This window comes from Pseudochrobactrum sp. B5, assembly GCF_001939785.1.
GTDB classification, from domain to species: domain Bacteria; phylum Pseudomonadota; class Alphaproteobacteria; order Rhizobiales; family Rhizobiaceae; genus Pseudochrobactrum; species Pseudochrobactrum saccharolyticum.
In genome coordinates this window covers 19,983-43,933 of record NZ_MOYL01000007.1, presented here as the reverse complement: position 1 = coordinate 43,933, position 23,951 = coordinate 19,983, and the positions used below count along the sequence as shown (strand labels likewise).

23 protein-coding genes and 1 pseudogene are annotated in these 23,951 nt (G+C 64.4%); all 24 read right to left on the bottom strand.

The window, feature by feature from the left end; all coding sequences use genetic code 11:
- Window positions 1-6 precede the first annotated feature (6 nt).
- The 24 genes and pseudogenes from BKD14_RS17310 to BKD14_RS17185 all read right to left on the bottom strand — a co-directional run bounded on the left by BKD14_RS17310 (window position 7) and on the right by BKD14_RS17185 (window position 23,701).
- Complete coding sequence (locus tag BKD14_RS17310; protein WP_075657421.1) at window positions 7-3,159, bottom strand: efflux RND transporter permease subunit; 3,153 nt, start codon at window positions 3,157-3,159, stop codon at window positions 7-9.
- A gap of 10 nt (window positions 3,160-3,169) precedes the next feature.
- The gene (locus tag BKD14_RS17305; RefSeq protein ID WP_075657478.1) at window positions 3,170-4,366 is read right to left on the bottom strand and encodes an efflux RND transporter periplasmic adaptor subunit; all 1,197 of its coding nucleotides are present in this window, start codon (window positions 4,364-4,366) and stop codon (window positions 3,170-3,172) included.
- A gap of 497 nt (window positions 4,367-4,863) precedes the next feature.
- Complete coding sequence (locus BKD14_RS17300; RefSeq protein WP_075657420.1) at window positions 4,864-5,322, bottom strand: CopG family transcriptional regulator; 459 nt, start codon at window positions 5,320-5,322, stop codon at window positions 4,864-4,866.
- Window positions 5,323-5,327: 5 nt separating this feature from the next.
- Window positions 5,328-7,310, bottom strand: a complete 1,983-nt coding sequence (locus tag BKD14_RS17295) for a conjugal transfer protein TraG (protein ID WP_075657419.1) — start codon at window positions 7,308-7,310, stop codon at window positions 5,328-5,330.
- 24 nt (window positions 7,311-7,334) lie between these two features.
- Window positions 7,335-9,074 (bottom strand): VirD2 family relaxase/mobilization nuclease, encoded by a 1,740-nt coding sequence (locus BKD14_RS17290; RefSeq protein WP_075657418.1) that lies wholly within the window; start codon window positions 9,072-9,074, stop codon window positions 7,335-7,337.
- Between the two features lie 243 nt (window positions 9,075-9,317).
- On the bottom strand, window positions 9,318-10,085 hold the full coding sequence (locus tag BKD14_RS17280; RefSeq protein ID WP_075657416.1) for a lytic transglycosylase domain-containing protein: 768 nt from the start codon (window positions 10,083-10,085) through the stop codon (window positions 9,318-9,320).
- Complete coding sequence (locus BKD14_RS17275; protein WP_075657415.1) at window positions 10,086-10,421, bottom strand: DUF736 domain-containing protein; 336 nt, start codon at window positions 10,419-10,421, stop codon at window positions 10,086-10,088. It lies immediately after the preceding gene.
- 45 nt (window positions 10,422-10,466) lie between these two features.
- Window positions 10,467-11,012, bottom strand: coding sequence for a S26 family signal peptidase (locus BKD14_RS17270; protein WP_075657414.1), 546 nt, complete (start codon window positions 11,010-11,012; stop codon window positions 10,467-10,469).
- A complete protein-coding gene (locus BKD14_RS17265) occupies window positions 11,009-11,527 on the bottom strand; it encodes a DUF2840 domain-containing protein (protein WP_075657413.1) in 519 nt (172 codons plus the stop codon). The genes BKD14_RS17270 and BKD14_RS17265 overlap by 4 nt, the downstream gene beginning before the upstream one ends.
- Window positions 11,524-11,778 (bottom strand): hypothetical protein, encoded by a 255-nt coding sequence (locus BKD14_RS17260; RefSeq protein ID WP_075657412.1) that lies wholly within the window; start codon window positions 11,776-11,778, stop codon window positions 11,524-11,526. Before BKD14_RS17260 ends, BKD14_RS17265 begins: the two co-directional genes overlap by 4 nt.
- Window positions 11,775-12,521, bottom strand: a complete 747-nt coding sequence (locus BKD14_RS17255; protein ID WP_075657411.1) for a site-specific DNA-methyltransferase — start codon at window positions 12,519-12,521, stop codon at window positions 11,775-11,777. Before BKD14_RS17255 ends, BKD14_RS17260 begins: the two co-directional genes overlap by 4 nt.
- The gene (gene parA / locus BKD14_RS17250; protein WP_075657410.1) at window positions 12,518-13,171 is read right to left on the bottom strand and encodes a ParA family partition ATPase; all 654 of its coding nucleotides are present in this window, start codon (window positions 13,169-13,171) and stop codon (window positions 12,518-12,520) included. The genes BKD14_RS17255 and parA overlap by 4 nt, the downstream gene beginning before the upstream one ends.
- A complete protein-coding gene (locus BKD14_RS17245) occupies window positions 13,168-14,349 on the bottom strand; it encodes a replication initiator protein A (protein ID WP_075657409.1) in 1,182 nt (393 codons plus the stop codon). Before BKD14_RS17245 ends, parA begins: the two co-directional genes overlap by 4 nt.
- An 18-nt stretch (window positions 14,350-14,367) precedes the next feature.
- Complete coding sequence (locus tag BKD14_RS17240) at window positions 14,368-14,649, bottom strand: helix-turn-helix domain-containing protein (protein WP_075657408.1); 282 nt, start codon at window positions 14,647-14,649, stop codon at window positions 14,368-14,370.
- Window positions 14,650-14,790: 141 nt separating this feature from the next.
- The gene (locus BKD14_RS17235) at window positions 14,791-15,297 is read right to left on the bottom strand and encodes a DUF2285 domain-containing protein (protein WP_235911234.1); all 507 of its coding nucleotides are present in this window, start codon (window positions 15,295-15,297) and stop codon (window positions 14,791-14,793) included.
- Window positions 15,275-15,562: a DUF6499 domain-containing protein gene (locus tag BKD14_RS19595; protein ID WP_075657407.1), complete on the bottom strand. Its 288-nt coding sequence runs from the start codon at window positions 15,560-15,562 to the stop codon at window positions 15,275-15,277. The genes BKD14_RS17235 and BKD14_RS19595 overlap by 23 nt, the downstream gene beginning before the upstream one ends.
- A 110-nt stretch (window positions 15,563-15,672) precedes the next feature.
- On the bottom strand, window positions 15,673-15,951 hold the full coding sequence (locus BKD14_RS17225) for a DUF2285 domain-containing protein (protein WP_075657406.1): 279 nt from the start codon (window positions 15,949-15,951) through the stop codon (window positions 15,673-15,675).
- A 98-nt stretch (window positions 15,952-16,049) separates the two neighbouring features.
- The gene (locus tag BKD14_RS17220; RefSeq protein WP_075657405.1) at window positions 16,050-16,301 is read right to left on the bottom strand and encodes a hypothetical protein; all 252 of its coding nucleotides are present in this window, start codon (window positions 16,299-16,301) and stop codon (window positions 16,050-16,052) included.
- Between the two features lie 239 nt (window positions 16,302-16,540).
- Complete coding sequence (locus BKD14_RS17215; RefSeq protein WP_075657404.1) at window positions 16,541-16,942, bottom strand: single-stranded DNA-binding protein; 402 nt, start codon at window positions 16,940-16,942, stop codon at window positions 16,541-16,543.
- Window positions 16,943-17,645: 703 nt separating this feature from the next.
- Window positions 17,646-18,062 (bottom strand): hypothetical protein, encoded by a 417-nt coding sequence (locus BKD14_RS17210; protein ID WP_075657403.1) that lies wholly within the window; start codon window positions 18,060-18,062, stop codon window positions 17,646-17,648.
- 160 nt (window positions 18,063-18,222) lie between these two features.
- Window positions 18,223-19,158, bottom strand: coding sequence for a DUF2493 domain-containing protein (locus tag BKD14_RS17205; protein ID WP_075657402.1), 936 nt, complete (start codon window positions 19,156-19,158; stop codon window positions 18,223-18,225).
- Between the two features lie 332 nt (window positions 19,159-19,490).
- Window positions 19,491-20,531 (bottom strand): toprim domain-containing protein, encoded by a 1,041-nt coding sequence (locus tag BKD14_RS17200; RefSeq protein ID WP_075657401.1) that lies wholly within the window; start codon window positions 20,529-20,531, stop codon window positions 19,491-19,493.
- A pseudogene (locus BKD14_RS17195) lies at window positions 20,531-23,113 on the bottom strand (strawberry notch family protein); the annotation flags it as partial. The gene BKD14_RS17200 and the pseudogene BKD14_RS17195, both read right to left, overlap by 1 nt.
- A 201-nt stretch (window positions 23,114-23,314) precedes the next feature.
- A complete protein-coding gene (locus BKD14_RS17185) occupies window positions 23,315-23,701 on the bottom strand; it encodes a transposase (RefSeq protein WP_139316471.1) in 387 nt (128 codons plus the stop codon).
- Window positions 23,702-23,951: the final 250 nt, after the last annotated feature.

Here is a 23,951-nt window from a genome sequence, read left to right as displayed (position 1 = left end):
CCAGGGTCAAGTGCGGATGACGCTCTCCTCTGTCGTTTCGGTGAGCGTTTCCGTCTGCTTCAGTTCGGACTTGCGAGCAAACAGATTCGACACGACGACGAAGAAGGTCGGCACCAGCAGCACGGCCAGCACCGTCGCCGAGATCATGCCGCCGAGCACCCCGGTTCCGATGGCCCGCTGGCTGGCTGAGCTTGCACCTGTTGCGAATGCCAGCGGCACGACACCGAGGATGAAGGCGAAGGAGGTCATCAGGATCGGCCGGAACCGCAGTTTCGCGGCCTCGACCGTCGCATCGAGAAGCGAGTGGCCTTCCGCCCGTAGCTCCCGTGCAAACTCGATGATCAGGATGGCATTCTTCGCCGACAGACCGATGATGGTGATCAGGCCGACCGTGAAATAGATGTCGTTCGGAATGCCCCGCAGCATAACCGCGACAACCGCTCCGATAGCGCCGAGCGGCACGACGAGCATGACGGCGATCGGGATCGACCAGCTTTCGTAAAGTGCCGCCAGGCACAGGAAGACGAAGACCATGGACAGGCCGAGAAGCAGCGGCGCGGCGTTGCCGGATGCCTTTTCCTGATAGGACTGGCCGGTCCATTCGAAGCCGAAGCCGGGCGGCAGTTCGCCCGCCAGTCGTTCCATCTCCGCCATGGCCTGCCCGCTGGTATGGCCGGGGGCGGCGCTGCCGCTGATCTTGACAGCCTGAAGACCGTTATAGCCGACCACCTGGGTTGGACCGAGCGCCCAGCGCGCGGTGGCGAAGGCCGACAGCGGCACCATCTCGCCCCTGTTGTTGCGGGCGTTCAGCTCCAGAAGGCTCGACACATCCATGCGCTCGGGAGCGTCGGCCTGAACGATGACGCGCTGCATGCGTCCGGCATTGGGGAAATCCGCGACGTAGTTCGATCCGATCGAGGTCGAAAGAACCGCATTGATCTCATCAAACGTCACGCCATAGGCATTGGCTTTCCTGCGGTCGATATCGAGCATGATCTGGCCGGCGGGCGGCAGGCCCTCGATATAGGGATACTGGATGATGGGGCTCTGCCACGCCTTGGCGAGCAGGGTGTTCGCCGCCTCGACAAGTGCTGCGTTGCCCATGTTGGCACGATCCTGCAGGCGGAAGCTGAAGCCGCTGGCATTGCCGAGTGCGGCAATCGGCGGCGGCGTCAGCGTGAAGACCGAGCCTTCGGGAATGCCCGCCAGCGCCCCGAGCGCCGAGCCGACGATCGCGTCGGAAGAGTCCGCGGGGCCTCGCTCATCCCAATCCTTGAACGTTGCAAACGAGATGCCAGCGTTCTGGCCATTGCCGTTGAAGCCGAAGCCGAGGATCGAGACGATCTTGTCGACACCGGAACGATTGACGAAGAACTGGTCGACCGTGCCGAGGACTTTCGCGGTTCGCTCCGCCGTCGCGCCGGCGGGAAGCTGGGTCGCGGCGATGGCATAGCCCTGGTCTTCCAGCGGCAGGAAGCCGGTCGGAAGCCGCGCATAGGTGTAGCCGAGCGCAGCGAAGATGGCGATGTAGAGCGCCATCATGCGGATGCTGCGCTTCACCGTGCCGCCGATAACCCATCCGTATCCGTTCGTCGTCTTGCCGACCACATGGTCGAAGCCGCGGAAGAACCAGTTCTTCCGATGGGCGTGGCCCTGCGGGATCGGCTTGAGGATCGTCGCGCAGAGCGCGGGCGTCAGCGTCAGCGCCATCAGCGCCGAAAATACCATCGACATAACGATGGTCAGCGAGAACTGCTTGTAGATGATGCCGATGGCGCCAGGGAAGAAGGCCATCGGCACGAAGACCGCGATCAGCACGACGGTGATGCCGATCACCGCGCCGGTGATCTGCTTCATCGCCTTCTGAGTGGCTTCCTTCGGCGGCAGCCCTTCCTCATGCATGATGCGCTCGACATTCTCCACCACGACAATGGCGTCGTCGACGAGAATGCCGATGGCGAGCACCATAGCGAACATGGTCAGAACGTTGATCGAGAAGCCGAACAGCAGCAGCGCAGCGCTCGTGCCGAGCAGGGCGACCGGCACGACCAGCGTCGGGATCAGCGTGTAGCGGAAGTTCTGCAGGAACAGGAACATGATCACGAAGACCAGTGCCACAGCCTCGGCCAGTGTGTGGATGACCTTTTCGATCGAGATGGAGACAAAAGGTGTCGTGTCGTAGGGAATATCGTAGGCGACACCCGGCGGGAAGTTCGCGGCAAGCTCGGCCATGCGCGATTTTATCGCCTCCGCCGTCACCAGCGCGTTGCCCGTGGCGTTGAGCTGCACGCCGATCATGGCGGCTTCCTGGCCGTTGACGGTGGCCGAATTCGAATAGCTCTGGCCGCCGAATTCGACGCGCGCCACATCGGCCAGCCGCACGACCGAACCATCGGCATTGGCGCGCAGCACGATTTCCGCGAACTCCTGCGCGGTGGAAAGTTGTCCCGTCGCCGAAACCGTCGCGGTGATCTCCTGGCCGGTGACGTTCGGTTGCGCGCCGATACTGCCCGAGGAGACCTGGGCGTTCTGGGCGGCGATCGCGTCGGTGATATCCCTGGCGGTCAGGTTGAGACCGACGAGTTTCTTGGTGTCGATCCAGATCCGCATCGCCCGTTCGGTCGCAAAAAGCTGCGCCTTGCCGACACCGGGCAATCTGCGCAGATCGTCGATGACGGCGCGTGTCGCGAATTCTCCGAGGTCGATGGCATTGAGCCTGCCATCCGTGGAGGTCAGCCCGACGAATAGCAGGAAGGCGCTGCTGGTCTCCTCGACGCGGATGCCCTGCTGGCGCACGGATGCGGGCAGGCGGGCCTCGACACGGCTGATGCGGTTCTGGACGTCGACGGTTGCCGTCTGCGGATCGGTTCCCGATTGAAAGGTGACGTTGATCGTCACGCTGCCCTGATTGTCGCTGACCGAATCGTAATAGAGCATGCCGACCGCGCCATTCATCTCCTGCTCGATGAGCTTGGTCACGCTGTCGTAGAGGTTTTGCGGCGTTGCGCCGGGATAGCTCGTTGTGATGGCTATCGTCGGCGGCGCGACATTCGGATATTGCGAGATAGGCAGGAACGGGATGGCGATGGCACCCGCAAGAGCGATGGCTAGTGCGATGACCCAAGCGAAGACGGGCCGTGCAATGAAATACTGCGGCATTTGTGTTTCCTCAAAGCTCGGCTTGCGGAACGCAGGAGGTGGCGCATCCGCCTTTGAGCGCAGCGTTCGAAGCGTTCTGTCCATCCGCGGCCTCGGCGGTCACCGGGGTTCCTGGCATGGCCTTCTCGGCGCCGTCGACAATGACCTGATCGCCCGGCTTCAAGCCCTCGGAAACCAGCCAGCGATTGCCGACCGATCTGCCAGCAACAATCGGCTGGGAGACGACTTTGCCGTCCTTGACGGTCAATACCCTTGCCTGGCCGAGAGTGTCCCACTGCACGGCACGCTGCGGGACGAGAAGCGCCTGCTGAGCGACGCCCTGTATCATGCGCACGCGCACGTAAGTTCCTGGCAGAAGTGTATTGCCCGGATTCTTGAACTCCGCCCGCAGCGATACCTGCCCAGTGGTTTCATTGACGACAGCGGACGAGAACAGCAAGCGCCCAGACTGGCCGGAAATGCGATCGCGATCGGCGCTCAAACGGATGGCCGTGTCAGCGGTCGAGTATGCAAGAGTGCCTGATGCGCTCTCGTGCTGTACCTTCGATAGATCCCCGAGCGGGGTTGTAAAGTCCACATAGACGGAAGTGAGATCGCGGACGGTCGCCATCTGGGTGCCATCTTCCTGACGGACGAACGCTCCTTCGGTCACTAACGCCGCGCCGATGCGGCCATCGATCGGCGAGCGGACAGTCGCATAGCTCAGCTCGAGCTCGGCGGTCTGAAGATTGGCTTTGGCGACAGCAACTTCGGCTTCCGCCTGCTTCCGGGTGGCCAGCGCAACGTCGTACTGATCCTTGCTGGTGACATTCTTCTGCAGGAGGCCTGCCGCACGCTCCTCCCGCTGCGAGGCAAGCGACAGCGCCGCTTCCGCTTGGGCGAGTTGCGCTTTCGCTCCATCTACCGCCGCCTGGAATCTCGCTGGATCGATCTGGAAGAGGACATCACCCGCTTTGACATCACTACCTTCGGCAAAATTCCGCACCTGAACGATGCCGGTGACCCGCGCGCGGACCTCTGCCAGCCTGATAGGAATGACGCGACCGGGATATTCTTGCTCAAGCGGAACGTCGGCGGGCTCGATCGATACCGTTTTTACCTTCGGCGGAGGATACGCGGCTTTTGATGAACCGTCCGGCGCATCACAAGATGTGATCAGCAAAGGAATCAGTGGCAGAAAAAGTAATTTGGGAAAGTTCAGGTACATATGATTTTCCGGGGTTGTCATTGGCTGTAGCGGCCATACGGCTCGCCCACTGAGCCCGCGTGAGCGGCCCGGAAAGCTTGATACGACCTCAACTATGGTTGAGGTCAAGACGATTCTTTTTGTGAACGACTATAGTTTAATGAATATAGTGATTGACGGTGTTGTGTTGCCTTCTCCACGCAGGCGATAGAACCGCAATAAGATGATCACTGGTTTTACGAGGTATTCGAATCGCATTTCGATCTGGCTCGCCAAGATATGAAGCGCGTCATTGTGCGGATACCTTCGACATAGGCAAAGTCGCATCGATGTGAATTCGATGTATGTCGCCATGGTGAGCAGCGGAAGAGTGAAGGCGCGTGGCGAGCGTCTATTAGAACTGATCAAGAAAGGCGCCATCTGAGAGGACGCCCTTCACCATCTCGAAGCTGAGTTCCACCTCGCAAGGCTCGCGATATTTCCACCTCGCCGAGGCAGTCCGATTTTAGCGTGTCAGTTCAAACGCCGGGGCTTTCGCGTGTCTTGTCTGTCGCGGCAGTGGTATCTACGTCCTCCGAAATCTCCTGACGCAGCTTCGGACCCTGAGCCAAGCGGCGCCCCAAGGCGGTGATAAACGCCTCATAGCGCTCGCTGGATTTCGCCCGCGCCGCCTGCGCCGCCGGCTCCGGGAGGGCGGGCGTCGTAGTGATCCAGAAGCGGATGAACACCGCCAGCGTCTCGACTGCGATGCCGACATCGCGTTCGAGGCGTGTCATTCGACGATCGAGCTGGTCGAGGCGTTTTGAAACGATGGCCTCGCGCCGTTCGGCGTCGTCCGGCGAGAGGAAGGACGCGATGGCGGCCTCGGCGATCATGGACTGTGATTGCTCACGTCGTGCGGCGAAATCTGCCAGCGTCTTTTCGACCTCGGGGTCGAGATAGATCGTTGTCTTTCTCTTTTTTCGGCGAACGGTCATGGTGGCTACAGCTCCATGCCGTCGTTGGGATCAAGAGAGACCTGCCGTGCGATACCCTGCATCTGCCGGATCATGCGGCGGTTCCGCACGGCCTCCTCTTCGGCGTCATCCGGGAGGTCGATCTCGAATTCGTTTTCGATGGGTGTCTTCTTCTCAACCGGCTTTACGCGGCTCAGCTCGGGTTGGAGCCGGCGTTCGGAACTTGTGGTGTCCTCATCCTCTGAGGAGGCCGTGGTCGTCGCGATCTCTTCCGGGCGGGGTGGTATCGGCAGGCTGCTCCAGTCGTCCGGGCCGGTGCTGTCAGGTCGTTTCGGCTCCGGAGGCGCCAGCACCCTCTCCTTGAAGCGGGCGTCCTCGTAATAGCGCGCCTTCTTCGCCCGGATCGGCGGGATGCCGGCAACCATTACGATCTCGTCGGTCGGCGGAAGCTGCATGATCTCGCCAGGCGTCAGCAACTGACGGGCGGTCTCCGAACGCGACACCATCAGATGGCCCAACCATGGCGACAGGCGGTGGCCGGCGTAGTTCTTCATGGCCTTCATTTCGGTGGCGGTGCCCAGCGCGTCCGAGACGCGCTTGGCGGTGCGTTCGTCATTCGTGGCGAAGCTGACCCGGACATGGCAGTTGTCGAGGATCGAGTTGTTCGGGCCATAGGCCTTTTCGATCTGGTTGAGGCTCTGCGCGATCAGGAACGCCTTGAGGCCGTAGCCCGCCATGAAGGCCAGCGCGCTTTCGAAGAAGTCGAGCCTGCCCAGGGCGGGAAACTCGTCGAGCATCAGCAAAAGACGATGCCGCCCGGCCTTGGCCTGCAGGTCCTCGGTCAGGCGCCGCCCGATCTGGTTGAGCAACAACCGGATCAACGGCTTGGTGCGATTGATGTCGGAGGGCGGCACGACAAGGTAGAGCGTGGCGGGACGCTCGCCGCCCACGATGTCGCTGATTCGCCAGTCGCAGCGGCGCGTCACCGTAGCGACCACCGGGTCGCGATAGAGGCCGAGGAAGGACATCGCCGTCGAGAGCACGCCCGAACGCTCGTTGTCGGATTTGTTCAGCAGCTCGCGCGCCGCGCTGGCGACGACGGGGTGCGGACCGGCTTCGCCAAGATGCGCAGTCTTCATCATCGCCCTCAACGTCGACTCGACAGGCCGCTTTGGGTCGGAGAGGAAGTTGGCGACGCCCGCGAGGGTCTTTTCCGGCTCGGCATAAAGAACGTGAAGGATCGCGCCAACCAGAAGCGAATGGCTGGTTTTTTCCCAGTGGTTCCGCTTGTCCAGGCTACCCTCGGGATCGACCAGGATGTCGGCGATGTTCTGGACATCGCGAACCTCCCATTCACCGCGCCTGACCTCGAGCAGCGGGTTATATGCCGATGACTCCGGATTGGTGGGATCGAAGAGCAGCACCCTGCCGTGCCGGGACCGGAACCCGGCGGTGAGCGTCCAGTTCTCCCCCTTGATGTCGTGAACGATGGCCGAGCCGGGCCAGGTCAGCAGCGAGGGCACGACGAGGCCGACGCCCTTGCCCGAACGGGTCGGCGCAAAGCACAGCACATGCTCGGCGCCATCGTGACGCAGATAGTCGCGCTCGTATCGACCGAGCACGACTCCGTCCGGACCGAGCAGGCCGGCGTCGCGGATCTCCTGATCCTGCGCCCAGCGCGCCGAGCCGTAGGTGGCGACATTCTTCGCCTCGCGCGCACGCCACACCGACATGCCGATGGCGACGGCGATCGCAATGAAGCCACCCGACGCAGCGATCATGCCGCCGACGGCGAAGATGCCCGGGGCATAGGCGTCGTAGAAATACCACCACCACATGATGGCGGCCGGAAAGTAAACCGGCATGCCGAACAGCGTGAACCACGGCTCGCCGAGCTGCGCCTGATAGCCGAGGTTCCACGCGACATACTGCGTCGCGCCCCAGACCGTGGTGAGGACGATCAGAAACACGACCAGGATCTGTCCCCAGAGGATTTTGGTAGCGGACATGGCGATAATCCTTTCTGACTGAGGTTAGAGGCCGAGCCCACGCTTCCGACCGAAATCCCAGTCGACGCCGCCGTCGTCGCGCGAGACGCCGGAGACGTGGCGGCCGATCTGCTTTTCGAGCGAGGGAGACCAGGGCACGAGCTGGAAGCCGAGGCCGTCGTCGATCATGGCGAAGCGGCCGGAGGCGAGTGCAAAGCGCTGGCGATAGGAGCCGGCGACATATTCGCCTGTCCCGGCCTGAGCGAACGGCAGCCCGGTCTCGGCGGCGAGCTTTTCGCCGAGCGCATTGACCTCCCGCTCGCGCAGCGTGTTGAGCAGGCGGCGTGCGAAGACGATGCGTCCGCCCTGCCGATCGGCGAGCCCCTCACCGATCAGATGCTCGGCGCGTTCTTCCATGGCCTGGCGGACTTCCGAGCCGAAGCCACCTTCGGAAAGCGCGACCGGCTCACGGGCGATGGCCTGCCGGTCGAGCCAGGTGGCGCCGGTCGCGTTCACCTGGGCGCCGAGATCGAGATCGGACCTAACGGCGAGCGCGACCCGACGCTGACCCTGCGCATCCTCATAGGCGCGCAGCTCGACGATCGAGCCGGGGGGGCTGTCGCCGGCTGCGTCGAGGTGCGGCAGCCGGATGTGATGCGTGCGGCCGTCCACGCCATCGACGACGGCGTAGGCGGAGCCTTTGAGCTCGTCGTCAAGGCCGCGCTCGACCAGTCGGCCGACGACCGGCACGTCGAGGCTTTCGCCGGCCAGCACGTAGCTCGCAGATCCGCGTTCAATGCCGCGCTCGGTCAGCGCGCGGTGCATGCGTTTGATGATGTCGCCGCGTTCGCCGAGCTCGCGCAGCACCGTTTCGGCCTCGGGCTTGATGAACCATTGGGAGTGGCCGACCTGTCCGGCCACGCCCAGGATTTCGAGCGTGCGCAGGCGGCCGACCTTCAGCGCATGAAACTCATCAGGCTGGCGCTCGGCGAGCGGCGCGAGGTCGATGATGCCGGACCTGCCGGCGTCGCGGACGAGCTGCCGATCAAGCTGTGTCCAGCGCTCCGCCGTGATCTGGCTTTCGATACTGCGGCGGATATCAAGGTCGGTGCGTGGCCCCAGCTCATGGCTGATGAGATCGCGTGCGCGGTCACGCATCCCCTCTTTGATGTAATCGCGGGAGATCACGAGGTCCTGGCCGTCGTCGCGCGCGCCGCGCACGATCAGATGGATATGCGGATGCTGCGTATTCCAGTGATCGACGGCCACCCAGTCGAGTCGCGTGCCGAGATCTTTTTCCATCTGGCCGACGAGGTCGCGGGTGAAGGATCGAAGGTCGGACATTTCGGGAGCATCGTCAGGCGATACGATGAACCGGAAATGATGTCGGTCGTCTCCGCAGCGCTCGGCGAAGGCGCGCCCGTCGGCGTCCTCCGTTCCTGGCCCGAACAATCGGGCCTTCTCGCCGTCACGGGTCACACCGTCGCGACGCAGATAATCGAGATGCGTCCCCAGCGGCGCGGACCGTGAGCTGTGGCGGACCACGCGCGCCTTGACGACGGCGCCGCGGGTCCGCGACGTGATCAGGCGATTGGCCTGGATGCTGGCGCGCTGGCCACGGCCAAAGCGGGATCGGTTGCCCGAGGTGACGCGGCCGGACCGTGAGACGCCGCCGCCTGCCTTCTTCGCAGCGGCGAGCGCCTGCGCGACAAAGGGACGGGCCTGCTGCGCGCGGGTGGATCGGATGCGCCCGGGACGGACGCGGAATTCGCGTTCATCGGACATGGCGCATCTCCGCGCGGCGCAAAACATCATGCAAAAACAGTAGGATGGGCGTGCGGCGCACGGTGCGCGAATGCGCTGCACGGTGCGGAACGCGCCAAAAACATGAACAAAAACAACCGACCGACGAACGCGCACCGTGCGCCCTTTTATCCTGCCATCGTTCGGTTGCTGCGCCTGCCGCCACCCACGGCGCTCTCCAGAACACGCCAGCGCACGGTGGGATGCGAATTGCCGCCGAGCCGCTCATGGCCGGCCTCCGGTGGCATTCCGAGCGACGAACAGCCCGTCCGGCTGTGCCGCGATAAGCATCTGCGGTGTCGCCGTGACGGGTGAACGGGCGTCGCCCGGCGAGCGATCCGGAGACGCGGAATTGACGGGTGAAGCGCCGTCATCGCGCCCGACGAAGATTGCCGCCTCGCGCCAGTCGAGCGGCCGGGCGATCGCCGAACCGCTCTTCGAAGGGCGCTCGCCGCGCAGCGCGGGCGCGAGCGAAGCGACGTAAGCCCGCGTCTCGGCGGGCAGCGGACGACCCTTCGAGCGATGTTCGTCATAGCGCGCAGGCCCCGCGTTGTAGGCCCCGAGCATGGCGGCGATGTCGCCATAGCGATCCCACATCTCGCGCAGGTACGCCGTGCCCGCGAGGATGTTATCGCGCGGATCATAAGGATTGCGGCCGAGGCCGTAGCGGACGCGAAGCTCGGCCCATGTGTCCGGCATGACCTGCATCAAACCCATCGCGCCCGCCGAGGAGACGGCGCGCACATCGCCCGCGCTCTCGGCGCGCATGACGGAGATGATCCATGCAGGCGGAATGCCGAAGCGGCGCGATGCCTCGGCGATATGCGCGGCATGTGGATGCCCAGCCGCGGCACGCACCGGCGACGAGACTTGCGCCAGAGCCGTCGGCGGTGCGGCTGCGGCGAAGATCAGGCCGGAAAGAAGAAAGAGGAGCGCGGAGCGCCGGACGGCGGAAGTGCGTCCGGCGGGCGCGCGGTCTCGGGGCGCCACCATTCAGTCCTCCTGCCGCTTCTTGGGAGGCTGGACGGTGTTCAACACCCAGGCGGAACCGTCGTCGCCGGTGCGGAAGAGATTTGCGCGAAACGTGCCGCCGAGAAGCGGGCTGTAGATCGTGACAGAGACGAACTCGCCGGCGCGCTCGCCGACATGCGTCCAGCCCGCACCGATGTCGAGGCCGTCTTCGTCACCGAGCAGGACGCGGTATTTCGGGGCGTTCTCAGTCTCCGAGGGTTCGGCAGGAACGAGGGTCATTTCCTCTTTGATGCCGAGCGTCCGGAACTCGCCTTCAAAGCCGGTTTCCGTGCGCGTGAACTGTCCGATCTGGGCCATGGTCGTGGTCTCCTATGCTGCGGTGGGGTGGCGAAGGGCGCGCGCTCACCGCGTCGGCGCGCGCCAGACAAAGTGGCCGTCGCCGTCCTCGTCGGTGAAAAGCGGGGTGGCCCGGCCGATCACCGCCGCGGCGGGGAATGGGCCGAAGTAGCGACCGTCGAGGCTGTCGGCGGCCTCGAGGTTCATGAGGAAAAGTTCGTCGCCGGCGATGACACGGCAGCCCCGCCAGACCGGCAGGTCGCGGCCACGGCTGTCGCGGTCGCGGGCCTCGCCAAGCGGAACGTCGTCGACCGTGACGGCGCGGCCGTTGCGGCATACGCGCTGACCCGGCAGGCCAACGACGTGCTTGAGGATCGGCACGTCGCGGGCGACATAGCCGCGTTCGACCATGAAGGAGGCGAACGGCTTCGGCGCCATGACGGCGACGAGATCCGGCACTTCGATCCGCTCGGCCGGCGATATCGTGTAGAAGCCGATCGGCGCGCTCGCCGTCGCATTCCAGATGAGTTTCAGCGGCACCGGCATGGCGCCGGCCGCGGCGATGCCGAGCACGGCGACGGATGTCGCCGCGAGATAGCCGAGCCGCGTCATCGTCCGAACTCCCGCCGTCGGAGCCAGGCTTGGTGGCGCTCGGCCGTGTACGGGCGCGGCGTCTCGCCGGCATTCATCCAGTGCGCGACGTGCCGCCAGTGATCGGGATCGGCGTCGGCGGGATCGATGCCGAGGGCCTCGATGCCGTCGACATGGCGAAGCACGTCCTCGACCTTGGGCCAGCTTTCGACCTTCAGCAGGATTTCGCCGCCAGGACGCACGAAGGGCAGCGTCTGGAACGGCTCGCCGCGATCGACCGCGCGGACGATGTCCAGGCGCGAGATGATCGTTCCGTACTCGTTCGCTGCCCAGCGAACGAGGCAGAAGACCGTGCCGGGCGCGAAGCCGACCACCCTGTGCCGGCGGTCGAGTTTCTGCTCGTAGCTTTCGCGGCCGAACCTGATCCAGTTCTCGATGCGCTTTTCGATCCAGGTGAGCTCGACGAGCGTGGTGAAAGCGGCGGGACCGTCCGGCAACAGACGACCGCCGATGCGGAGCGCCGCATTGCCGGTCATGGTGTATCTCCTTGGGTGTCGGGGAATTCGCGCTCGAGCAGCTCGCGCAGCATGTCGGCGACGGTGACGCCGCGGCTGAAGGCGGCGATCTTGATCCGGCCGCGGAGCTCAGGTGTAATGTCGATGGTGAGCCGGGCCGTGAAGGTCACGGCTGCACCATTGCGTGGCGGAGGCGTGTCGCCTGCCTTGATCCAGCCGTCCGGATCGGCAGGACGTTGCGCGAACCCGCGCTTTTCGGCGGGGGCCGTCATGACGCGCCTCCGTCATGGAACGGCAGCACGGTGGCGATGCGGTCGGCCATCGTGGGGTCTATCTCGCAGCCGATATAGCGGCGGCCAGAGAGCCGGCAGGCTTCGCCCGCGGAGCCGGAGCCGGCGAACCAATCGCCGATCAGGCCGCCTTCCGGGCAGCTCGTGCGGATCAGGATTTCGAGGAGCGCCGACGGCTTTTCAGTCGGGTGGATCGCGCGGCCGTGGCAGTTGCGCAGGTAGATGACCGAGCGCATGAGGCGCGGCCCGCCGTCGTGGCTGACATAGTGGCCAGCGTCGATCTGGCCGGTATGGGGCGGACGCTGCTTGCGCCGCACGGTGCGGGCCGTCGCGTCGGGCGTGGTTTGTGGGTCGTTGTAGATCGCGCGCCATGGCGTCTCGGCGGGGTAGAATTGAACGGCCAGTTCATGCACCCGCTTGAAGCGGTCCGCATGGAAGCCGGTGCCGTTCTGCTTCTCCCAGACGATCTCCTGGGCGAGCCGCAGGCCGGCGTCGGCGAAGCGGTCGGCGGTTGCCATGAAGCTGCGCAGCGAACCGAAGACCCACATCGAGCCGGTCGGGGCAAGCGCGCCGCGCGCGAGCGCCAGCCAGCCCTCGACGCGGCGATCCCAGGCGAGCGATGTCTCCCCGTAAGGGGGATCGGCGAGGATCATGTCGAACGGGCCCCGCGCCGGCATGCGATCGCGGCAGTCTCCGGACAATATGATTTCGGGGAGAACCGTCATGTCGCGGTCCTCCCGATGCCGAGACGCTCGACCTCGGCCGCCAGTGCCGCGATCTCGCGCGCGGCGGGCGAACGCCGGTCGATGTCTGACGCGAGCCGCCCGGTCTGCGCGGCGTCGGCGAAGACGACGCGCTGGCCGATCGTTGTGGCGAGCACTGGCGGATCGTGATCAGCCAGGGTCTCGGCCGTCTCGCGAGCGATGACGGTGCGGGCGCCGCAGCTGTTCAGCACGAAACGGGCGGTGAGCTGGGGCCGGTAGATGCGCGCCTCCGCCAGGAGCGCCAGCATCTCGGCGGAGGCCCAGCCGTCGAGCGGTGACGGCTGCACCGGGATCAGCACGAGGTCGGCGGCGAGCAGCGCGGAGCGCATGAGGCCGGCGACACGCGGCGGGCCATCGATGACAACGTGATCGACGTCTCGCGCGAGTTCGGGTGCCTCGCGATGCAGCGTGTCGCGTGCCAGGCCGACGACGCCAAAGGCGCGTGGCAGGTTCTCGCGCGAGCGCTGCTGCGACCAGTCGAGCGCCGAGCCCTGCGGGTCGGCGTCGATCAGGGTCACGCGCTTGCCGCGCATCGCCAGTTCGCCGGCGAGATGCAGCGCGAGCGTCGTCTTACCGACGCCGCCTTTCTGGTTGAGAAGCGCGACGATCATCGGCGTCCTCCCGGTGGATCGAGAGGAAGACGGGACGTATCGGGATCAGTGGATGGAGAGGCCCCACCGGGGCGGCTTGTAGCCGTCTGTGGCGGCTCGGCTGGCGCGCTTGGCGCGCTCTTCCTGGCGGTAGCGCTGAGGCTTCTCGCGGCGTCGCGGATGAGGTTTTCCACATCGCGCGCGCGCGCTTTAAGGTTAGAGTCTTTGTTAGACTCTAAGTTAAGGGCGCGATTTCGTGTGGAGTTTCCGTGCGTTAAACCCTGTTTGGGTTCCTGATAGCACGAGCCTCGGGTTCCCGATAGCACGATAGTCCGGGTTCCCGATAGCACGAGGCTATCCACAGGTTGTCCACAGGCCGGAGACGGCTCGAAGGCGAGCAGCAGGCGCCCACCGATCTCGGCTTCGAGAAAGAGCCTGTAGCCGGGCAGCGGCTGACGCCGGATGATGTCGCGCAGCTCGAAGGCGAAGCGTTTGAACGGCGACAGGCTGCCGGATTTCTGGTGAAGGTGACGGAAGTCGAAGCGCCATCCATCGCGCTGGCGGCCGCCGTGCTTGCGCACCAGGCGGTAAAGCCAGCGGTCTAGGCCGCCGGTCAGATCGAAATAGGTCCGGTCGATCGTGAGCACGAGCGCGTCATCGAGGACGGCCTGGTAGAACCAGTCCGGCACGATCAGCTCGATGCCCTCGGGGCGGCCGTTGCGGTCAGTGCGTTCCTGCCACTCGTTGATCCACGAGAAGCGATGACGGCGGCCTTCGGCAGGCTGTCGGATCGAGGTGGAAACAGTGGTCGATTGCAGGCGGTCGAGGGCGGCTTTCAGGCGCTGATAGTCGCGCGAGCTGGTGCCCCGGCCGACATAGGTGAGGATTTCGTAGGGCGTGGCGGCCATCAGCCGCGAGGTGCGAAGCCCGTTATCGCGGGCTTCGACGATCTGGCTCGCCGCCCAGATCAGGATGTCGGCGTCCCAGATCGTGGCCATGCCATGATCGGGGACCGCCTCGACCCGGATCGTCACGTTGCCGGCGACGAAATCGATCGGAGCAACGCGATGGGTCTTGGATAGGGAGAAGAAGGGATAGGCCATGAGATCCTGCGCGTCTCGTGGCGCGAAGTCGCCGGGAAGCGCGCGGAACAGATCGAGCTGCCCGCGCTCCGAAAGGGATCGACGCCGCACCGCCATGAAGAAAGCCGGCCGCGGTCAGCGTGCGTAGCGGCCGAGCTGCGGCCCGGAGTGAATGACGTGGCGCTTCGCCGGCAGCACGGAGCCGCGCGGATCAGATGTCGACGTCACCGCGCCGCGAGCGGCCCAGGTTTCGAGATCGTCGATGGCATAGACGACGCGGCCGCCGAGCTTGCGATAGGCCGGGCCTGTTCCGTAGGTCCGGTGCTTTTCGAGGGTGCGCGCCGAAAGGCTGAGAAACTCGGCGGCTTCCTTGGTGCGCAGGAAGCGCGGCGGGAGAACGACGGGATCATGTGGCATGGATCGAGCCTCCGTGGTGTCGGTGAGAGCCGTCGCGGATCAGCGGCGGACAACGACCACGGTGGCGGAGGAGAGCCGGCGAGTTGCAGGGCGAAGTTAGGGGGCATCAAATTCGCCCGCCACAAAGGGGGCGAGACCGCGCTAGGGTCGTCGGCGATGACGAAGGAGTTTTCGATATCCGCCCGCGATCATGGCTTTAGCATCGCGCAGAAGGGTCTTGATCTTGTGACGGGCCTCCGACGCCTGCCATGCGTCGCGGTCGAGACGATCGATACTGAAGATGACCTCGGCGATTTCCTGCTGCGTCGCGCCGGCCCGGTATCCGTCAAAGGCACGCAGCATTCGGCGCTGGCGGGAGCGCATCTGTCGCGTCAGCCGCGTGTCGGGGGGAATGGCCCGGCCGTGCAAAGCCGAGAGAAGGCGATACACGGCTTCGATCCGGTCGAAGCCCTCAATGCCGAGAGGGATCGCGGCAACAGAAGGCGTGTGCCCGTCAATGGCGCGGTCAATGATCTGGAGCGATTGCCCGTTCGCGAGACCGAAGCGAAACGCCGCGTCGTCATCTGCCAATGGCGGATCGCGTCGCCATGGTTCGGGGAAAACGCTTGAGATGCGTGAGCCAAGATCAAGCGGCGCCTCGGTCAGCACGATAATGCTTGTATCCTCCTGCGGGAGCCAGAAAACCGGAGCTTCCGGCGGCGGTATCAGGGGATCGACCGGGAAATCGCAACCCCCACCGCTGTCGGATTCGCTCGGTCGGTGGTTCGGGCACTTCGCGAGCGGAGGCCGAAGCCTCAAAATCCGCGTCGTAGGCGTCGTTACGGCGGAGCCATTCCCAAGCCAGATCGGACGCGGTCAGCTTATCCAGATGGTCATATTCCGAAGAACGCCAGGTCGATGCATCAGGTGTCATCGCCGATACTCCCAAGTATCTGTCTAAGTCTTTGGGAAGATCACGATTCCCGTTTGGGTTGATCTGCGGAAGTCAGTCGCGCCTCAACAGGTGATGCGCCCTGCGCATCACTATAGAGGCCCGCGCTGGCTTTCACGAACCAGTTGGCGATAGCCGTGTTCGGTCATCCAGCGGGCACGTGCGAGATGTGCATCATGAATCGAGCGGCAGCGCTTGGGATCGCGGTCGGGGTCAAGGCCAAAGAGGACATGAACCGCCTCGCGCCAGTCTGCGCCATCGCGGTCGGCATCGAGCAGCCGCATGTAGAGTTTCATGTGCTCGCGATCATAAGATGTAAGCGTTTCGCTGAACGGTGGTTCGTCCAGAAAGGTGTCTGTCGCCTGTCCCATCAAGCCACCATAGTCACGCGCATTACGTTCGTTAACTATCTTACCGCAGGAGATAGACTCTTTTCTTGACAAGGATTTGGTAATTTCGGTGTCCCGCCCTACCGGCGGGGAGAGTCGATCCTGTCGTGCAGGAGCAACACCCCTTCGCCCTTGTCCGTCGAGAGCAGAACGATCCCAGCCGATTCGAGCGTCCGGCGCACCTGATCGCGCGTCGATTCGAACACCTCGAGGCCGTTTTCGGATTCGAGGCGCTTCAATGCGGTCAGTGCTACTCGGGCCTTGTCAGCGAGCGTCTCCTGCGTCCAACCCAGCAACGCGCGTGCGGCCCGTGATTGTCGGGCGGTGATCATGCATGATCACCTCCCACTCGGACCTACGCGCACTCCAGAACTACGACTATTCTAGTCGTTCTTCACTCTGTTCGCCAGCATGAAATGGCTGATTGGCTGTACAAACAGCTCTTTGAATGACGGCTGATTCGGTCGCCGCGAATAGCTGCCGCCCGTCGGGCGGCCGGTGGCCAGATGTTTCCGCCGTGATTAGGCGTAAAAACCCGGCGGCTCGCGCCGCCGGGCTTCCGGTTTCCCGCTCAGAACGGGATGTCATCGTCGTCGATGAACTTGCCGTCCTCGCTTTCGGTCTGCTTCGCCCGGCTCAGGAAGTCGACCGTCTCGGCGATGATCTCGCATCCGTAGCGGTCGTTGCCCTGCTGGTCCGTCCACTTCGTGTAGTGAATGCGGCCGCGAACCAGAACCTTCATTCCCTTCTCGCAATACTCCTGGATCGTCTTGCCGAGGCCGTTGAAGGCGGTGATGCGGTGCCATTCCGTATCCTGGACCCGGTAGCCCCTTTCGTCCCGGACAACCTTGCCGTCCGAGTAGCGGGGGCGCGAGGTGGCCAGCGTGAAGTGGGTGATTCGGGTGCCGCCCTGGGTGGTGCGGGTTTCGGGGGCCTGACCGATGTTGCCGGCGAGAATGACGATGTTCTGCATTGTAAGTCTCCGTTGCTTCTCGGAGGGACCATCCCTCCGACGAGACCCGGCCAAGGCCGTCGGGAGACTCCCGCAACTGCCGAACCTTTCGGCAGCTTGCCCCTAAGGCCCCAGGTGGGGCGGGCAGTCGCGCTTGCGCGGCAACACGGCTGGGAGCCGCCGGGGTTGCTGGAGGAAACAGAACGGACTTAGGGGATCAGTCAGTCGGAGGGATTGGTGCCTTTGAAAGCATGAATACGGGGACGCGCAGCAGAACCATCGTCCTTGCCGGTAACAGCGACCAGGCAGGCTCACGGACCTGCGCAGTTCGGGGCGACTCCCGACCTTCTCCCCTTCCGGCCACCCCGCGTCATCTCCCGGACAGGCTGGGCGGGACGAGAATGGTGCGGCTATCGGGTTCCGAGGCATGGAACAGCACCGTGTCGCCGTTTCGGCGGTGGAAGGCGCGATCCAGACGATTTGCGAAAAGGCATGTGCGGTTTTTGCGTTCGCATTCACTACAGGAAGTGGAGGTCGCAGCGAGCATTGACAGCCCACGATCCGCGGATCTGGCGCCGATGACCGACATCCTCGGCCGGGCGAAGTAGACTGGAGGCGGAGGATGCAAAGCGCAGCGGCGGCGCTACAGCCTTTTGTTGGGGGAACCGGGGTTGGCGGCGCGAGCCGCCGGGTTTTTCAGTTTGCGCCCGATCGCGCTGCCCGATCAGCGTGAAAACAAGGACACGCCGAGGGCATTCAGATTGATCATTGCCGCGATGCCGATGAACAGGCCGGCGCTGCCGGAAAGCAAGTAGAGCATCAGGCCGGGATCGATGGCGTTCTTCGCTACGCCGTGGATGAGCGCATATCCGGCGATGACGGCCGGTACGGCAAAGACGGCGAGAGCGATCAGCCGCAGAGCCGGATTCCTGGCGAAGCCGAGAACTGCGATGACCAGGCCGATCGAAACCAACGCCGCGCCGATGGCGGCCAGTCCCGACAGGAGGATGCCACCTCCGGCGCCCCAGGTATATTGGGCAGCGGACAGCCCAACCATGAACGGTAAAGCGTAGATCGCAAGATTGTAGGCAAAGATGCAGAACGCGATCGTTAAAGAGATGGCGAGCAGGATGAGCGACATGGAAGCCTCCACATGATCGGTTGAGGATCACGACAGGCTGCCTGTAGATACGCTCCGCCTGCGACTATGCTACTGTTCCGGTTCTGCAAGGATGTTTCATAAGAGCCGTCAACCTCTCCGATAGTCAAGTATTGGCGGCTGGAACAGCCAGAGGCGGCGCTTACGCGCCGCCGTCGAACTTCATGACCGGGATGCCGAGCTTGCGAGCCTTGTCCGCAAGATTCTCCTGAATGCCGGTGCCGGGGAAGACGAGGATACCGACCGGCAGGACGTCGAGCATCGCGTCGTTGCGCTTGAAGGGCGCGGCCTTGCCGTGCTTCGTCCAGTCGGGCCGGAAGGCGACCTGAGCCACCTTGCGGCTATCTGCCCAGCGGGAGGCGATCAGTTCAGCGCCCTTCGGCGTGCCGCCGTGCATCAGCACCATGTCGGGGTGTTTTGCATGGACCTGATCGAGCTTTGCCCAGATCAGGCGGTGATCATTGAAGTCGGCGCCTCCGGTCAAGGCAACCTTGGGACCGGCGGGCAGCATCACCTCGGTCTCGGCCCGGTGTTTCGCGGCGAGGAAATCGCGGCTGTCGATCATCGCGGCGGTGAGATTGCGATGGTTGACCATCGAGCCGGTACGGGGTCGCCAGGCGCTGCCGGTGTGGTGCTCGAAGGCTTCCGAGGCGACGTCGCGGAAGAGTTCCATGCTGTTGCGCCGCTCAATCAGGGTCTGACCTTCTGCCGTGAGGCGCTCCAGCTCGACCGACTTCACCTCGCTGCCGTCCTGTTCACGCTGGAGGCGGCGCTGCGCCTGCTCGTTGTCGTCGAGATCGCGTTCGACCCGGCTCGCGGCGCGGTGAAAGAGATTGACGGTTCCCCAGAGCAATTCGTCGAGGTCGGGTTCGAGGCGGGTGTCGCCGAGCGTCGCGACGAGGGCGTCGAAGATATCTGCGACAGCGGCGGCGACGGCGTTGCCCTCCGGGAGCGGCCTCGGATCAGGTTCGTCCTGATATGGCCGCCAGCCATAGAGCTGGAGTTCGGTGAGGAGATGATCGGTGGGGGACGAGGTGTGCATCGGCTCGAAGCCTGCATTTTCGTCTTCGTTTGTCATCGGGAGCGTCCTTTGTCTGGAGACCGCGTCCATCGCGGCCTTCGCAGGCGTCGGAAGCCCATGGGCGGACTGGACTGGCACCCTCGCGCCCTCGCGAGGGCTCCGATGGCCGGGTTCGGGCTATTTTGTCTTTCGCGATGCAAAGGTGGGGCTCGCCCCCGCCGGCGGAAAATAGCCCGAACGCGGCCATTGCCTGTCCGGACCGTTTGTGGGCCGATCGCCCTCTCAGAAGGCCGTGGGCGCCGCTCACTCCGACTTCAAAGGATCTCCCGATAATGAATGGAGACGGCAGGTGGAGACGCCTCGACCGCGCCTTGTTTCCCGCCGATCCCTCACCCTTCCACGAAACGGCGGACGTCATCAGGATGAAGCTGCTCCATCAGGGTCGCCCGGAGGGCGTCGATGCCGCGCCAGCGCAGATCTTCGTTGAAGTCCTCACGCGTGGGCGACACCGAAATCGCCTCGATCCCGACGCTCCTTGCTCTGGCGACCAGGCTGTCTCTTGCGCCGTCCCCGGCCGGGTCGCGATCTCTGAGGACATAGAGCCTGCGCAGCGTCGCCGGGAACAGGATGGCAGCGAGGTGAGCCGCGGAGAGCGCCGCCATCATCGGCATGTGGGGCAGAACCTGACGGGGTGACAGCACGGTCTCGATGCCTTCGCCGGCCGCGAGCACCTCACCGGCAACGCCGAAACGGACGCCGTGGCCGAGAAGGTCGCCCATCGCCCGCCGCGGTGACTCGACCGGCGCCTTGCCCGAACCGTCCGGGGCAAGCCAGGTGCGGTGGGCGCCGGTCTGGTTGCCGTGAAGATCGGTGACGGAAGCGACGATCGCCGGCCAGATCTCGGTGGGCGAATGCTCGTCCGGCTTATAGTAGCATCGCGGCTGGTAGCGTAGCGCGGTGGTTCCCGCGAGGGAGGTGATCGCCCGTCCGTTGAGGTAGATTTCCGCGAGTGTGCCGCCGATCGGCTGCGACATGGCGAAAAGCCGCCGCGACGCTTCGGGCGAAACAGCGATGTTCGACGTCCTGCCGGTCGGAGTCCTCGTCTTCTTCGGTTCGGGATGCGGGAGAGCGAGGAAGCGGCGCGCTTCCTCGGCTACGTCCTTGAAGTCGATGAGGTCGAGCGTTTCGCGGATGACGTCGAGGAGATCGCCATGCTCGCCGGTCGATGCGTCGGTCCATTTTCCGGCAGCTCCCTTGCCGGATTCCGGCCCGGTCAACCGCACGAACATCGAGCGGCCGGGGCTGTTCTGAACGTTCCCGACGACCCAGTATCGTCCAGCGCGGTGGCCGGACGACAGGTAGTGGCGGCATACCGCCTCGGCATTGCGTCCGAGACGGGATGCCAGTTCGGAAGCGTCGTGACGGGCCATCACGCTGCCTCCTTCTCGCCGATGCGCTCGATCGGCCAGCGGTCGAGCACCCTGGCGAGAACCGCCGGGCCATTGGCATCGATCGGCACGAACATGCGCAGCTTCCACGAGATGATCTCGTGGAACAGGCCGTAGGCCGTGAGGCGCTCGCGCATCGTGTCGTCGAAGCCGGACAGCTCGATGCGGTACGCGCCCATGACGCGGACACGGCGAAGCTGAAGTCCTTCAGCGAGGTCGAGGATGGTGCGGCCGTCCATCAGGGCGGTGAACGCATCATCCGGCGTGATCGCGGCCGCGCCGGTTGCGGTCGCATTCGCGGCCCAGGCAGGCGAGACCTTGCGGCCGATGATGCGCTCGCCATCGTCGGTCTGGAGCCGGTAGACGCGGGTCGAATCGTTCGGCAACCGCTTCCAGATGGGCAGAAGCAAGCCCGTGACCATGTGAAGCGTCGCATCGGTGAATTCCGGCACGTCGGCGATCTCGGCGTTCCAGGCCGACGCGAAGGTCTCCCGATCAGCTTCGACCCAATGGGTCTCCCCCATCATCCTCACCGGGATATTGTGCGCCTCCGTCGGCCGGATCAGCCGGACGCGGCGCTCGATCTCGCCATCGTCGAGCATGATGCTGCTGGCCGGGATCTGAACGGCAGCGCGCCCCGAGCGCTCGTTGACGAGAAGCTTCGCGCGCGGATCGCCGAGTTCGGCCAGCACGGCGTCGAGCGTCACCGGCCGGTTGCGCCTGCGCTCGTTGATCGTCAGCAGGCTGGTTTCCGCACCGGTGCGCGGATGGGTGTAGATCGTCTGGCGATCGACGACGACGAAGCTTTCCGCGCGCAGCGTTTCCAGCCCGGCGTCATAGGTGCCTGACGCAATCGCACCCTCGATGCGGGCGGTCAGGAGCTGCTCGAAGGCTGTGAAGAGGATGCCCTGAAGCTCGATGGTGAGCGCGAGCAGCCGGTTGAGAAATGTCGTGATCGGCGGCAGCTCGTCCTTGATGCCGGTCGAGTCCATCAGCTTCAGACCGGTGGCTTCCTCGAAGCGCTGGAGCGAGCAGCCTTCGACCTTGCCGCGCACCAGCAGCATGTAGAGCTGGCGGAGAGCGTCGCGGGCGTAGTGGCTCTCCAGATTGTCCTCGGGGCGGAACAGCCCTTGGCCGCCGGTCTGGCGCTGGCCGCGCGTGATCGCGCCCAGCGTGTCGAGGCGGCGGGCAATGGTGCTGAGAAAGCGCTTTTCCGCCTTCACATTCGTCGAAATCGGCCGGAAGAGCGGCGGCTGCGCCTGATTGGTGCGGTGCGTCCGGCCGAGCCCCTGAATGGCGGTGTCGGCTTTCCATCCCGCCTCGAGCAGATAGTGGACGCGTAGCCGCGCGTTCTTCGCCGACTTCTCCGCATGGTAGCTGCGGCCGGTGCCGCCGGCGTCCGAGAAGATGAGGACGCGCTTCTGGTCGTCCATGAAGGCTTGCGTCTCGGAAAGATTGGCGGCGCCGGTGCGCGTCTCGACCACGAGCCGATCGATGGTGACGCTGCCGCCGCGCTTGCGCACGATGCGTCGCGACCGGCCCGTCACCTCGGCAACCATATCCGTGCCGAAATGCTGGACGAGCTGGTCGAGGGCGCCGGGAACCGGCGGCAAGCTGACGAGCTTTGCGATGAGTGCATCGCGGCGCGAGGCGGCTTCGCGGCTTTCGACCGGCTGGCCGTCGCGATAGACGGGCCGCGACGACAGGTTGCCCTCGCTATCGGTGAAGGGCTCGTAAAGCTGCACCGGGAAGGAATGGGCAAGATAGTCGAGAACGTACTCGCGCGGCGTGATGTCGACGCGCACGTCGTTCCACTCCTCGGTCGGCAGTTCCGCCAGCCGCCGTTCCATCAGCGCCTCGCCGGTCGACACGATCTGGATGACGGCCGAATGGCCCGCCTCCAGATCGGCAGCAATCGAGCGCAGCAGGGTCGGCGCTTTCATGCTGCACAACAAATGGCCGAAGAAGCGCTGCTTGGCGCTTTCGAAGGCCGAACGGGCGGCGGATTTCGCCTGCCTGTTCAGCGTGCCGGAGCCGCCTTCGCCGCCGCCGGTGATATTCGCGGCCTGCATCGCCGCATCCAGATTGTTATGGATGATGGCAAAGGCGCCGGCATAGGCATCGTAGATGCGGACCTGCTCGGGCGTCAGCTCATGCTCGACCAGTTCGTATTCGACGCCGGCGAAGGAGAGCGAGCGGGCGGTGTAGAGGCCAAGGGCGCGAAGATCGCGGGCAAGCACCTCCATCGCCGCCACGCCGCCGGCCTCGATCGCCTCGACGAACTCGGCGCGGGTGGCGAACGGAAAATCCTCGCCGCCCCACAGGCCGAGCCGCTGCGCATAAGCGAGATTGTGAACGGTGGTCGCGCCGGTGGCGGAGACATAGACGACGCGGGCATTCGGAAGCGCGTGCTGGAGGCGCAGGCCGGCGCGGCCCTGCTGCGATGCTGCGACGTCACCGCGTTCTCCCTTGCCCCCAGCGGCGTTCTGCATGGCATGCGCCTCGTCGAAAACGATCACTCCATCGAAGTCGGAGCCCAACCATTCGACGATTTGCTTGACCCGCAAAAGCCAGAACCATCCCTGTGCCATCCCAGTAGATCAGTTTTAACCGATCGGCCTTGCGCGAGCGGAACACGAATACTGTTCCCGTAAACGGATCCTTGCGCAATTCGTTCTTCACTAGCGACGCTAAGCCGTCGTGGCCTTTACGGAAATCGACAGGTTTTGTCGCCACCATGATACGCACCCGATTGGAAGGGAAGATCATGACGAGACTGCCAGTCCACGCGCAACTGCAACAATACGCGAAATCGGCGCACCCGATTCAAGACGTACTGTCACGGAACCAATGCATATCTCCACGCAGCTGGTGTCAGAGCCCGATTGTTCCGCCAAGGGCTCACTGATCACCAACCCTGCGAATTCTATTCCGTCTTCCGGTGCTGGCAAAACCAGTTGACCGCGCTTGGCTAGCGTTCGCCACATAGATAATCTGTTTGCTCGAACACCATAACGCTGTGCCACATCAACCACACGGGCACCAGGCAGAAGCGTTTCTGAAACCAGTCTGGCCTTGAATTCCGGCGTCCATTTATTGCTTCCCCCGCTAATACTCTTCTCAGGGGTGAGAAACTCCACCGTAGGCCCCATGGGGAAACTCCTTCATCCATCCATGAAAAGCACTTCGCAGATCAAACAGCGCCGGAAAATGTGGGATCGAAACAGCGGTTACGTGATTTCGTCATAGAGGTTCGTCCGGTCCGAGCCGGTGCGAACGCTGCGATCATGTCTGGACATCGCGCTTCTCCGCGACGGGCGCCGGAAGACTCTCCTCCGGCCCTCAACCCGTCGCGGCAAAACCCGTCCGCACTCTCACTCTAGGGGGGCGTTGCGGGGAGGC